11 protein-coding genes are annotated in these 13039 nt (G+C 59.7%); 6 read left to right on the top strand and 5 right to left on the bottom strand.

Annotation, left to right across the window (positions count from 1 at the left end; all coding sequences use genetic code 11):
• Positions 1-142: 142 nt before the first annotated feature.
• The 5 genes from DC28_RS03215 (at position 143) to DC28_RS15145 (ending at position 4774) form a co-directional block, all read left to right on the top strand.
• Positions 143-670 (top strand): RNA polymerase sigma factor, encoded by a 528-nt coding sequence (locus DC28_RS03215; RefSeq protein WP_037545850.1) that lies wholly within the window; start codon positions 143-145, stop codon positions 668-670.
• A complete protein-coding gene (locus DC28_RS03210) occupies positions 667-1107 on the top strand; it encodes a hypothetical protein (protein ID WP_037545847.1) in 441 nt (146 codons plus the stop codon). Before DC28_RS03215 ends, DC28_RS03210 begins: the two co-directional genes overlap by 4 nt.
• The gene (locus DC28_RS03205) at positions 1104-1418 is read left to right on the top strand and encodes a YbjQ family protein (RefSeq protein WP_037545844.1); all 315 of its coding nucleotides are present in this window, start codon (positions 1104-1106) and stop codon (positions 1416-1418) included. The genes DC28_RS03210 and DC28_RS03205 overlap by 4 nt, the downstream gene beginning before the upstream one ends.
• A gap of 61 nt (positions 1419-1479) precedes the next feature.
• The gene (locus tag DC28_RS03200) at positions 1480-3372 is read left to right on the top strand and encodes a DUF4954 family protein (RefSeq protein ID WP_156104555.1); all 1893 of its coding nucleotides are present in this window, start codon (positions 1480-1482) and stop codon (positions 3370-3372) included.
• A gap of 211 nt (positions 3373-3583) precedes the next feature.
• The gene (locus tag DC28_RS15145; protein WP_052078390.1) at positions 3584-4774 is read left to right on the top strand and encodes an HD domain-containing protein; all 1191 of its coding nucleotides are present in this window, start codon (positions 3584-3586) and stop codon (positions 4772-4774) included.
• Between the two features lie 352 nt (positions 4775-5126).
• Here the strand turns inward: DC28_RS15145 and DC28_RS16620 are convergent, their stop codons facing one another.
• Together DC28_RS16620 and DC28_RS03185 are read right to left on the bottom strand one after the other, a co-directional pair.
• Positions 5127-6536, bottom strand: a complete 1410-nt coding sequence (locus DC28_RS16620) for a pyridoxal-phosphate dependent enzyme (RefSeq protein WP_037545841.1) — start codon at positions 6534-6536, stop codon at positions 5127-5129.
• 9 nt (positions 6537-6545) lie between these two features.
• Entirely contained in the window at positions 6546-7970 is a 1425-nt protein-coding gene (locus DC28_RS03185; protein WP_037545838.1) for an aspartate kinase, read from the bottom strand.
• 102 nt (positions 7971-8072) lie between these two features.
• Between DC28_RS03185 and murA the strand changes: the two genes are divergently transcribed.
• Positions 8073-9359 carry a UDP-N-acetylglucosamine 1-carboxyvinyltransferase gene (murA, locus tag DC28_RS03180; RefSeq protein ID WP_037545834.1) on the top strand — a complete coding sequence of 429 codons (1287 nt, stop codon included), beginning with the start codon at positions 8073-8075 and terminating at the stop codon, positions 9357-9359.
• Here the strand turns inward: murA and DC28_RS03175 are convergent.
• The 3 genes from DC28_RS03175 to DC28_RS03165 are packed head-to-tail and all read right to left on the bottom strand — an operon-like array spanning position 9349 to position 12950.
• The gene (locus DC28_RS03175; RefSeq protein WP_081941875.1) at positions 9349-10266 is read right to left on the bottom strand and encodes a J domain-containing protein; all 918 of its coding nucleotides are present in this window, start codon (positions 10264-10266) and stop codon (positions 9349-9351) included. The two genes, murA and DC28_RS03175, sit on opposite strands and share 11 nt — an antisense overlap.
• Positions 10253-11977 carry a hypothetical protein gene (locus DC28_RS03170; protein ID WP_037545828.1) on the bottom strand — a complete coding sequence of 575 codons (1725 nt, stop codon included), beginning with the start codon at positions 11975-11977 and terminating at the stop codon, positions 10253-10255. Before DC28_RS03170 ends, DC28_RS03175 begins: the two co-directional genes overlap by 14 nt.
• Positions 11970-12950, bottom strand: coding sequence for a hypothetical protein (locus tag DC28_RS03165; RefSeq protein WP_156104554.1), 981 nt, complete (start codon positions 12948-12950; stop codon positions 11970-11972). Before DC28_RS03165 ends, DC28_RS03170 begins: the two co-directional genes overlap by 8 nt.
• Between the last annotated feature and the right edge of the window lie 89 nt (positions 12951-13039).

Genomic DNA, 13039 nt, shown 5'->3' with positions numbered 1-13039 from the left:
GGTTCCCCCTCCTATTCTTTCATACAAATACAGAATTTCTGTACTTTCCTAGGATTTATTGACTACCAGCGTTCTAACAGGGTGGATTTCATTGCAAGAAAAAGTGGTGAATAAATTCCCACAGCCGGGGTACTATGGACGAATGACAACGGAAACCTTGCAGGCATCAGACTTTGTTGGCCATCTCAGACCCTACGAGCAGCGGCTGTACCGCGCCATCTATATGATTGTGCGCAATACCGACGATGCTCAGGATCTCTTACAGGAAACGGTGCTGAGGGCCTATCAGAACCTCTCCCGGTACAACCCCTCGAAGCCCCTATACCCCTGGCTGCTCACCATCGGGCGCAACCTTGCCCGGAACTTTCTCCGGAAAAAGGAGAGCCAGAATGTGGGTTTTCCGGAGGGGATGGAGGTGATTTCAGCGGGGCACGGTCCGGAGGATCTGCTGATTCAGCGGGAAACCTCCCAGGCGGTCATAGACTGTCTGGCGCGGCTGAAGCCCGAGCAGCGGGAGATACTGGAGCTGAAGCATTTTCAGGAGTGCTCCTACGAGGAGATGGCCCAGATTTTAGATATTCCCCTGGGCACCGTAATGTCCAGACTTTATTACTCGCGGAAAAAACTCGCCGAGTTATTACAAAATCACACCCAAGGAGGCGGGGTATGAGAGATGAAGAGATGGTGTTAAAAATCCAAGCACTGGTAGACAACGAACTTCCCGAGGATCAGATTCCCGGGGTTATCAATACAATTCAAGCAGACTATGAATACCGCCAGGAGTATGCCGAGCTGCTGCAGCTCAAACGTCGGATGGCGGATGTGCAGTTTCCCGCCCTGCCCCAGGACTGGTATGCCCCCTTTGTCCGCTCCCCCGGAAAACGCGTATTTTTGACCCTGGGGAGTATCTTCGGCGGCATCGGGGTGGCGGTCTTCCTAGTGTTCCAGGTCGCCCTGGGACTAGACCTTATTACGGGAATTCCCCAGTGGGGCCGCACCCTGTGGATTGTCTCGGTTCTGCTGGGAGTGGTACACTTCCTTATACATGCCTTCCGGCAGAAACGCGCCGAGGACGCGGGAAAATCCTATAAGGAGATTATACGATGATTTTGGTTACTACACCGGATGTTCCGGGGCGGCGAATTACAAAGGTTCTAGGCCTGGTCCGGGGGAATACGATACGGGCCCGTCACATCGGCTACGATATTTCCGCGCGCTTCAAGAATATGGTGGGGGGCGAAATCGGGGATTACACCAAGATGATGTCCGAGGCCCGGGAGCAGGCCATCGACCGGCTGATTGAGGATGCCGAGGCCCTGGGCGCTAATGCCGTGGTTGCCGTGCGGTTTTCCACCAACAGCATGATGCAGGGAGCTGCCGAGCTGATGGTCTACGGCACGGCCGTGGAGATCGAGTAATAATCTGCCCTGTTTCGGGTAAAAATTGCCTACCTATCCCTCCGGGGTCTATAATCAGGCCATGCATCTGCAAACCGTTTCCCAAAAAATAATCTATTCCGATCTTCAAAACCGTATTGCCCACTTCTGTCCCTGCAGCACCGATGAGGGGGCATCCCGGGAATCCGCTCCGGCGGATCAGCCCGACACCCCCGAACAGGATCTGCCCGAGAGCCGGGAGCTCCGGGACGAAGAGATCCGCCTTCTGCGGGAGCAGGGCAACAGCGCCGAGGACTGGAGCGCCGTCCGGGTGCATCCCGATTTTAACGTCCTGTCGGTGCGGGGTAACCAGTTCTTCGGCAGGGTCTACCTGGGGGTCTTTTCCGGCGCCATGCACGCCTACCCGGTGCCCGGGGGGGTGGTGAGCCTGCCCCAGGGGGTCTACGGCAGCACCCTGGCGGATTGCCGGATCGGCAGCGCCTCGGCGGTGCACCGCTGCCCCATGCTCCAAGGGGTGCGGACCGGCAGGGAGGTACTGCTATCCAACTCTAGTCTGCGGTCCTCGGGGGCCACGATCTACGGTAACGGCATTGAAATCCCCATAGGCGTAGAAATCGGCGGACGACCGGTCCGGATATTCGCAGATTTGAGCCTGGAGCTTGCCCAGTTCGTCCTGGACCGCCCCGGGGATGCCTTGGTTCAGGATGATTTTAATGCCCTGGTGGACCGGTACTGCTCCCGGATTCAGGGACACTGTACCATCGTGGACGACTATGCTGCGGTGTTGGATGCCCGGCATATTCAGGATGCGTACATCGGTCCCCATGCCTGGGTGCATCAATGCGACTGTATCGAAGAGGCCACCATCCTTTCGACCCCGGCGGATCCCACGGAGGTGGGGCCCTCATCGGTTATCCGGCGGAGTATTATCCAGGAGGGGGTGAGCGTGGATACCGGGGCCCTGGTCTTCGATTCCATGCTCTTTGAGCATAGCTATGTAACCGAACACGGAAAGGTGCAGCACACCATCGTGGGGCCTAACTCCGGGGTGAGTCTTGGGGAGGCCACGGCCAGTTTTATGGGGCCCTTTGTGGGGTTTCATCACCAGAGTCTGCTCATCGCCAACTACTGGCCCGGGGGCCGGGGGAATATCGGCTACGGGGCGAACGTGGGCTCCAACCATACAAGCCGGATGCCCGACCAGGAGTGCTGGCCCGGGGAGGGGATGTTCTTCGGCCTTTCGTCGGTGATTAAATATCCGGCCAACTACCGGGAGGCCCCCTACACCATCATCGCCGCGGGGGTCACCACCCTTCCCCAGAAGATTTCCTTTCCCTTTTCTCTCATCAATGAGCCGGTGGCATACTATTTGGAGGTTCCCCCGGGATTCAACAATCTGATCCCGGCTTGGGGGCTGACGGATAACCTCTACAGCTTGAAGCGCAACGAGGGGAAATACAAGGCCCGGAACAAGGCGAAACGTAATCACTTCGATCTGACCCTCTTTCGCCCGGAGATCATCGCCTACATGCGCAAAGCCGTGGAATACCTGGAGTCCATCACCGAACGGAAAACCATCTACCTGCCCAAGGATATTCCCGGGTTGGGAAAAAACATGATGACGGATGTTAACCGCCTGAAGGCCATCGAGGCCTACCGGTTCTTCATTACCCTAGCCTCCCTCAAGGCCATGCGTGACCGGATTCTGGCGAATCCCAAGGCGGTCCGCAGCGCCGAGGAGCGCCGGGCGGAGACCGCGGGCCTGGAGCGCTACCTGACCATGGTTCCCGAGCTCCTGACCCGGACCCTCTCCAGCCGCCAGCGCGATATCGACCGGGGTAAGGCCATCATCGACGATTACCAGCAGACCCACTGCCCCGCCGAGGAAGATCCCTTCGTGGTAGAAACCCGCCAGGAGGTCGAGCTGGAGTTGTCCCGTACCCGCCAGGCCCTGGAGTATCTCTCGGGGGCCTAGCAGAATATAGTGCGCAAAAGGTTGTACCATTGCACCCCGGCGACACTACCCGTGGATAGACTTATAGGGTGCTCCGCTATATCCGGTGTCGTTTACAACCTTTTGCGCACTACATTTCCGACACAGGGGCGGCCAGTGGGCTGGAGGGCTGCGGGGCCCCGAAAGAAACCCCGATAGACGCCGGGAAAGAAAATGAGTATCTTGATTTCCCATGATTGAGGACCTTGTTCAGCAGCTTTCACGTCCCATTGTTCTCACTCGTTTCTCGGCCCTGGATAGGCTGTACCGCATCAAGGGCCCCAATGCCTGGTCCCCCTATCTGCACGCGGCCTACCACGGCAGCCTGGTGGATCTGGCCCGGGATGTGCCCCATCTCTCGTTTCCGGGACTTCCTGGAGTGGATGCCGCCCTGGGGCTTGGCAGCACCACGGTCCATCTAACCGTCCTGGATGATGAATCCCTGGAATCCCACCCCATCGATTCCCTGAACCTTACCTACCGGTACCAAGAAAATGCCTTCTCAGACCCTCGTGACAGCTACCTTGATCTGCGCAAGGGCCACCTGACCGTTCAGGGAAGTCCCCTGGCGGATGCCCGGGGCTCATCGGCTAAGAGCGGCGCCGGCCCGGGGGTTCTGGCCGGATTAACCTCCCGGCAGCTCCTGGATCTGGGGGTGCTCCTGGCCCGGTATCCGGTCGATCCGAAACAGGCGGATCTGCTCCTTGAACAGGCGGAAATCTGCAGGACCGAGGGCCGTTCGTGGACGTTCTTGGAGGCAGGGGAATTGCGCTGGTTGTGGGGTATGGTGATTACCGGGCGGTGGGCCCACCGGGGACTGCGGTTTCTCTACCGCCTAGGGGTTCTTGGAGAGCTGTGGCCGGTGCTGGGAGCCATGGACCGCACCAGCCATAGCAAGGAATGCCATCCCGAGGGAAACGTCTGGGAGCATAGTCTGGAAAGCCTGAAGCACCGCAAAGTCTTCGATTTGGCCTTTTCCACCGCTCTGTTCCTCCACGACTGCGGCAAACCCTCGGCCCGGCGGAATAAAAACCGGCTCTTCGACGGACACGCCGAGATCGGGGCATCCCTGGCGGAGGATATTCTCCAATCCATGGACTATCCCCGGGAGTTTATCCGTGAGGTCTCTTGGCTCATCGAGAGTCACATGATTCCCGGGGCCATCCGGAGTCTGCCAGGCTACCGGACCGAACCCTACCTCTCCAATCCCTGGTTTCCCAAGCTCCTTGAACTCTACCGCTGCGATATCGCCTCCACCTGGAGGGACCTGGGTGATTACCATACCGCATGTGCGGTGTACCGGAGTTTCCTGCGCTACAAGAAGAATCCCTTCCGGGATTCCGAGGGCAAAAAACTCCTACGGCTCTATGTGGCCGATACTTAGTGCGCAAAACCTTGTAACTTTTTACCCTGGCGACACCATCCCTGGGTTTGTTCTCGAACTGCACCACTATATCTGGCGTAGTTTACAACCTTTTGCGCACTACATAACTTTTTTGGGCCTCTGAAACCCCAGGGCACACCACCCTCATGCCATAATGTACTTCGGCACGTAGGTCCCGAAGGCTACCCCGGGATTGCACCACTGCGTGTTCCAGGTCTTCAGTTCCTCCCTTCACAGGGCTACCGTTCCCCGGACCTGGCGGCGATCCCCCAGCTCCCGGATGATCGCTGTCAGGCGCTCCCGACTCAGGCCCATATGCTCAGCCCGGGTGCGGTCGTCGCCCTACCTAAAGCTAGGAACGAAAGCTGTCCCGGAGGAACGCTCCCAGGGCCTCCAGGGTCGGGTCAATGAGGGTCGCTTGCTTGGTTCTGGACATGACATCTGCCAGGCGTTGGGGCATAGCGGGTTCGGTGCCTGTGGCCAGCCGGGCGATTTCCGGGAACTTTGCAGGATGGGCGGTTGCCAGGGTAATAACCCGCTGCGCGGTGCCCTCCTTCAGGGCTCGGTCCCCGGCACGGACACCGGCAGCGGTATGCGGACAGAGGTACACCCCCTGGCGCTGGTAGTAGTCCTTCATGGTATCCAGGATCTGTTGATTGTTGCTGGATTCACCCCGGATTAGCCGGGCCATGGCATGAAAATCACCCTGAAACAAGGCGCTCATCCGCTCAAAATTGCTGGGGCTGCCCACATCCATGGCGTTGGCATGGGTGGGGATGGAGGGCCGGGGTTGGTAATCGCCGGTTTCCAGGTACTGGGGCACGACGTCATTGGCATTGGTTGCCGCGATGAAGCCGTCGGCGGCCATGCCCCAGCGGCGGGCCAGGATGCCGGCGGTTAGGTTGCCGAAGTTGCCGCTGGGAACACAGAAGGTCCCCGGGCCTGATTTCCCGGGGCGCGGGGCGGCGGGGCTTGAAGAAGAGGCGCCCGAGGCGGAGGCTGAACGTACCGAGGTTCCTGGGGCGGAGGATCCAGGATCCAGGGACTCAAGGTCCCGACTGGCGGCCCAGAGGTAATAAAAGCTCTGGGGGATGAGGCGGCCCAGATTTATCGAGTTTGCACTGGTCAGGGGGAGGTCTTTGCTGAGAGCCGGGTCGGTGAAGGCTTGTTTTACCAGGCTCTGGCAGTCGTCGAAGCTGCCCTGCACCTCCAGGGCATGGACGTTGCCCCCCAGGGTGGTAAGCTGTTGTTCCTGGCTGGGGCTTACCCGGCCGGAGGGGTACAGGATTACCACATCGATGGCGTCCTTGCCGTGGAAGGCTTGCGCCACAGCGCTGCCGGTGTCTCCGCTGGTGGCGGTCAGGATTATTGCCCGCTGACTCCGGCCGTCCAGGAAGGTTTGCATAACATTCGCCAGGTAACTTGCACCAAAATCCTTAAAGGCACAGCTTGGACCATGAAACAACTCCAACAGAAGGTGGCCCGGGCCGAGACGGGAAAGGGCCGGCTCAAAGGGAAAGGCCCGGCGGCAGAGCTGGTCTGCCTGGTCTTCGGTGAGCTCCTGGGAAAAGAGGGCCCTGGTCATCCGGAAGGCAAGTTCGGTAAAACTGGTACTGGGACTAAACCCCCGGATGATCCCGGAGAGATCCGGCTCTTCCAAGGGATGGTATAAGCCGCCGTCCGGGGCAAGCCCCTGGAACACGGCCTGACGGAATCCCACAGGGGCATCCTTGCCGCCGCCTCGGGTAGACACAAATTGCATAGCTGACTCCTAGTTTATTCCTGACTGAAAGAATGCCTGATGGATGGACTGCAGGGCGGGATTATGATCCTTGGAGGAGATGACAAAGGAGATGTTCATCTCCGAGCTTCCCTGGGCAATAGCTTGAACGTTGATTCCCTTGCGGCCCAGGCTCTGAAAGAGCCGCCCGCTTACCCCCGGGCGACCCCGCATCCCGGACCCGATGATGGATACAACCTCCAGCCCGCGGATAACCTGGATGGTCTGGAGCTGACGTATCCGCAGCTCATGGGCCAGGTCCTGACGCAGACAGGTTTCTGCAGTCTCCGCCTCATCCTCCCGCAGCACCACACAGATGGAATGCTCGCTGGATGCCTGGCTTATCATGATGATATTCACCTCGGACCGGGCAAGGGCCAGGAAGATCTTCGAGGCGATTCCCCGGGCACCCACCATTCCCCCGCCGACCACGTTAATCATGGCAACCCGGGGGATGGAGGCGATACCGGTAATAGAGGCCTCCCGCTGGGGGGCGTCTCCCCCGATCCTGGTCCCCCGCACCGAGGGGTTCATGGTGTTTTTAATCCAGATGGGAATCCCCGTTTCCACGGCAGGCAGCATGGTATAGGGATGCAGGACCTCCGCCCCGAAGTAGGACATTTCCATGGCCTCGTCAATCCCCAGATCGTCGATGACCGCCGCCTCGGGCACTACCCGGGGATCGGCTTCCAGAACCCCGTCCACATCGGTCCAAATTTCAATATCGCTGGCACCCAGGGCCGCCCCGAAGATGCTGGCGGAGTAATCGCTGCCGTTACGCCCCAGGGTGGTGGTGATACCCTTATCGGTACTGGCCACAAACCCGGTAATAACGCCGATGCCATCATCCTCGTGCTGATTAAAAAAGCGCCGGATGTTGTCGTTGGTCTTCGCAAAGTTCACCTCGCCCCGGCCGTAGGAGGTATCGGTTTTCACAAGCTGACGGGCATCCACGAAGAAGGCCGGAATGCCGATGCTATTCATATAAGCGGCAATCAGACTGTTGTTCATCCGCTCACCGAAACTCATGACCAGATCCAGGCTGCGGGGGCTGCACTCCCGCACCAGGAACACCCCGTGGCTGATCTCCCGGAGTTCCTTAAGCAGTCCCTGGAGCTGACTCATTACCCCCTCGCGGTACCGCCGGGGGGCGTCATCCCCCAGACCGTCGGGTTCAAACAGATCATCCACCGCATCCAGCTGACGCGTCCAGATTTCTTCGATAATCTGTTTGTACCCGCCGTCACCGTCCTCGGCCATCCGGGCGATACGGATCAAATCGTCGGTTATGCCCTTCATGGCTGAACAGACAATATGCACCGGATACCGGTCGGCTGCTTGGGCAACTATGTCCACCATCCCCCGGATCCGGCCTGCGTCCTTCACCGAGGTTCCCCCAAATTTCATAATCTTCATAGTCTAAAAATATACCAAATGCCCGGCGGCTGTCCCAGGGGCAGGGGCCGGCTTTGGACAAAACGTTGACAGAAACCTACCTTTTAAGGGATTATCACAGCCATGTACAAGTATGTAGTTGAAGGCGGGTTCCCCATCAAGGGAACCGTGAAAGCCAGCGGAAACAAGAACGCCGCCCTGCCCTGTATTGCGGCTGCCCTGCTGACAGATGAGCAGGTGACCCTGCGCAATATTCCCGATATCGAAGATGTGGACGTGATGTTCCAGGTACTCACCCGTCTGGGGGCGGCGGTTATCCCCGGAGACAGTCACGGAGAATACCATATAACCGCCCATGATATAAAAACCTCCGAGATCCCCGTTGATCTTTCCCGGCGCATCCGGGCCAGCATTCTCTTTGCCGGCCCCATGGTAGCCCGGACGGGAAAGATTATCCTACCGCCTCCGGGAGGGGATGTTATCGGCCGTCGCCGGCTGGATACCCACTTTCTGGCATTGGAGGCATTGGGAGCCCGGGTCGAGGTGGACGGCGTCTTTAAGCTCACCAGCAACCGCCTGGTGGGGGTGGATCTGTTTCTCGATGAGGCCTCGGTAACCGCTACCGAAAACGCCATCATGGCGGCCGTCCTGGCCGATGGTACCACGGTCATTGAGAACGCCGCCAGCGAACCCCACGTCCAGGATCTCTGCAATATGCTCAATGCCATGGGCGCCGGAATCTCGGGCATCGGCAGCAATATCCTGACCATCCGGGGTGTAAAGAAACTGGGCGGCACCGACTTTGCCATCAGCGCGGATTTTATGGAGGTCGGCAGCTTCATAGGACTGGCCGCAGTCACCCGGGGTGAGCTCACCATTACCGATGCCGCCCCCCAGCACCTCAAGATGGTCAAGCTGGGCATGGCAAAACTGGGGGTCCATTGGGAAACCGAGGGAAGCACCATCCACGTGCCCAAGGGCCAGTCTCTCCGGGTTGTTCCCGATTTAGGGGGGATGATTCCCAAGATTGACGACGCCCCCTGGCCGGGCTTTCCCCCGGATCTCATGAGCATCATCATCACCCTGGCCACCCAGGCCGAGGGCACGGTTCTGATCCACGAGAAAATGTTTGAAAGCCGGATGTTCTTTGTGGACAAGCTTATCGGCATGGGGGCCCGGATCGTCCTCTGCGACCCCCACCGGGCGGTTATTTCCGGACCCGCACGCCTATCGGGCAGCGAATTGGTAAGCCCCGACGTCCGGGCCGGTATGGCCATGGTCATAGCCGCCCTGGCGGCCGAAGGCCAGAGTATTATCCAGAATGTCTATCAGATTGAACGGGGATACGAGAACCTCGCCAGCCGCCTGCAGAGCCTAGGGGCCAATATACAACGCCTGCCTACCGGCTGATGCCGCTCTTCTGGAGGGCAGGGTCCGCCGATTCTTCCGGCAGCTCCAGCTGCCACCGGAGAATCTGGTAGGCATCCTGCACCTCCTGATAGCCCTGGCCCGGCACCCCGTTGCGCCGGTCGGGGTGGAGATCCCGCTGCAACCGCCGATAGCGCTGTTTAATCTGTTCAGCCCCGGAATCCTCGGGAAGCCCCAGACGCTCCAGCGCATCCCCGGATAGATGGGGCCCCTGACGGAACCTGGCGAGCATGGCCTGCTCCTGCACCCCTAAACACCGGCAAATCCCCAGCAACACCTCCAGCTTACTCCGGGTCATGCCCTCCCGTTCCGAGCCGGCCAGATGGTACAGCCAGATCGCCAGATTCTCCGGGCTGCGATCCGTCCTGGGAAGCCCCAAGACCCGGGGCCGGGGCCCGGATAGGCGGTGTCTGGAAAGACCGGAGTGATTCTGGGCCATGGCCTCCCGGGAGCTGGCCAGCCACCGGCCGTGAGCCAGTGCCAGGGAACAGAGCACCTGAGCCTGAGGAGCCCGGGGTCCCTGCAGCCGGATCATATCGTCGCTGAGCTGCCGGAGCAGGGGAATCTCCGAGGGCCTGAGGGCCACCACCTGACCGATGTACCCCTGAAGCACCTGGATCTGGGCGACCTTCGGCGGCCCGTCCAAAAACACCGCCCCTACCCCCAAGGCCAGGAGAATAAGCTCATCGTCATACACCGACCCTGGGTCCCGGCCCTTCCAGCCCAAGACGCCTCTAATCTGCCGGGCGGCATACTGACCGTACATCAATTGTCCCAGCAATAACCCCGACAATAGCCCTAACAAGGCACCGTACCACCCCAGGACGAACCCCAGCCCGGCGGTAATCCATGGAACAACTCCGAGGAATAATCGTCTAACCCTTAGCATGGAATAAAACCGAAAACCGCAGCAGAAGCACCACAAAGAGCAGCCCCAGCACCGGCCCGATAACCGCCAGAACCAAGGCCAGCCCGCCGTGCTGCACCAAAAGCGCCGCCCCTACATCCACTAACCACACCGTCCCCTGGTACAGGGCCCACATGACCAGGGCCCCAGGGGGCAGCATGACAAAGGAGCCGATAATCCGACTCCCGGTAACCCGTACCCGCCCCCGCCAAGCCGTAATAATCAAGGTCATTAACACAACGAGATCCACCAGGGCCCGGAGAATCCTGTCCCCGGCTTCAACGATCAAGGCCTGCACCCCGTGGCCGAGCCGGGAAGCCTGGCCTATCATGCCGAACAAGGCTCCGGTGGGTATGCCCCGGGTTCCCTGTGCCCCGGCCCCCAGATTCCACAACACCTCGGGATCGTTTGCCAGGGCAAGGATCTGGGGTGCCACCTCCAGGTCCGGCTCTCCCGGTACCTGAGCCTCCAGACTGCTCTCTACCCCGGGCTGTTCCCGGTCAATTCCCCGGGTCAACAGATACCAACCCAACTCTGCCTCGGAGTCTTCCGGGGGACTATCCACCACCACCTTGGCATAGGGAGCTTCGCCCCGGTACCAAACCGCAGAATCAAAGCCGATAATTTCCAGATCGTAGAAGAAAAACCCCAGGGCATCCCGTGCCATGGAATCGGCCGATATAACAAGACCGCTCTCCGAATCCACCCAGACCACCGGTCCCCGCACCTGGCCGCCCAAGGCCGCCTGGGCGTCCTGGATAAAAAACGACATCCGCTCCAACCCGGCCTTGACCAGGGGAAACCATTCCTGAACATCCGGATCCAGGGGATCCTGCTGCTCCAACTCGGCAAGCAGATAGTAGGCCTCGATATACCGGCCCTGCTCGTAGGCATCCAGGGCCCTGCGTTTCTGAGCGAAGGCCTGGTAATCCTGTCGTTCCTGCCCCGACAGCTCCATTCGAAGAATGCCCCGCCGGGCCTGTTCACGCAGGGCCCGGGCTCGGGGCTCCTCCTGCATATCCTTCATGGTAAGGGCCGTTTCGGCGTAGTAGAGGGCGGTGAAGAAGTCCTCCTGCTCCAAAGCCGTCCGGGATCGCTCCAGTATCTCCGCGAAACTCCGGTTCAGGGGCAGGGTGGGTAGGGGTGTCTCGGGATCCTGGGTTTTCTCGGTTTCTTCCCGGGAGATTCGATTATAGATATCCTCCCGCACTGCAATACCCTCGGGATACCCCGGCGCGAGGTTCAAAACATTTTCTATCCTGGTTACCGCCTGGTACAACTCCCCCTGGCGCGCCAAGGTCTGGGCGTCCTCCACTCCCCGGCGAACCAGAATGGAGGTGTTCTGAAAGCTCTCCTGCCCAGCAACAAGGCCCGGCAGGGCGATCAACCGGATAAGGGTCATCAGCAGAACCAGCAAAACCACCGACCCCAGGGCGGTTCTCGGTTCAGGCAAAGACGTCAGATCATGTTCATGGAAAAAAACGGGTAAGAGACTGTAACGCAGGAGAAACACCACCATGGTAACGGGTACCCAGAGGGTTATCCACTGCATGGCAGTCCGCTGGAGCAGCCAGGGCAGAAGAAAATCACCCACCAAGGCATCCGGCACATGCAGGCCATTCCAAACCAAAAGCCCGAAGGCCGCTACCAGATGCAGGATGATCAGGGTTACCAGAAGCCTTGCCTTAGGCATTGGCCCTCCTTTTCCGGCGCGGCTCCGCCGCCCCCTCCTGGGGGTCACCGGGCAGAAAGACCCCCAGAACCAACATTACAATCCCCGCCAGGGCGAGCAGCCCGGGGCCGAGGTATGCTAATCCCCGGAACTGTACAAAGGCCATCACCAGTTCCTGAACCGCCTGGCGTTGAAAGAGCTGTAATACAAACAACCCGGCGCCGAATTGCAGCAGCCCGTAGAAGGGCGCCAAAAACGGCCACGCCCTGGCCCTCTGGAGGGTCCAGCCGCCCAGAGCAAAGAGACTCAGCGCAAGGGCTAACACCGCCAGCCGCACCGACAGCTCCCGGCCGTAGAGTAGAAACACACCCGATACATCTCTGCCCCATTCAGCCAGAGCTGCCAGTACCGGTGGCGTATCCACCCGCCCTCGGGCGGAGGAGGTGATCTCCGTAACAGCCAGCGTCCGATCGGGGAAGATCAGTTCTTCCGCCTGGGTATCGTAATACACCTGACCAACAATTTGCCCGGGCATTCCCCGGTGGCGGTAGTACACATCCTGCAGCAGCAGGGGATCCGCCTTTCTGGTAATAAAAAACCCCTGGGGATAGGTTTCTACCCGTCCGGGTTCCACCCCGTGGCCCACCCCGGGAATCCCTGATTCGTCAAAGCCCCGGAACAGCCCAGCCAGGCCCATGCTGCCGAAGGTAAGTCCGGCCACGCTGAGGAGGAACAGGATTATCAGCCCCGGTACCACCGGCCGGCCCCAGCGTTTTAGCAGCCACATGCTGAAGATCCAGGCTCCGGCGAATCCGGCGAGTCCCGCAGTGGGCAGCACTGAGAGGGCGTGCAGCCTGTACACGAAGGGTACTGCATTCAGGGCCTGGGGACTGGTGGTTGCTGCAAGTAAGGAAAGGCTCAACCCGACTCCCAAGGCAGTGATGAGGGCCCATGAGAATATGTATATCAGGGGGAGAACCAGTAGGCGTTTCACCTCGAAATCGTAGCATGGTCGGGGCTGATCTGCAATCATAGTGCGCAAAACCCTGTAACTTTTTACAAACCTTCCCCCACCCTTGAAGC

The organism is Spirochaeta lutea (assembly GCF_000758165.1).
GTDB lineage: Bacteria > Spirochaetota > Spirochaetia > DSM-27196 > Salinispiraceae > Spirochaeta_D > Spirochaeta_D lutea.
This window is presented reverse-complemented; position numbering and strand designations above follow the sequence as displayed.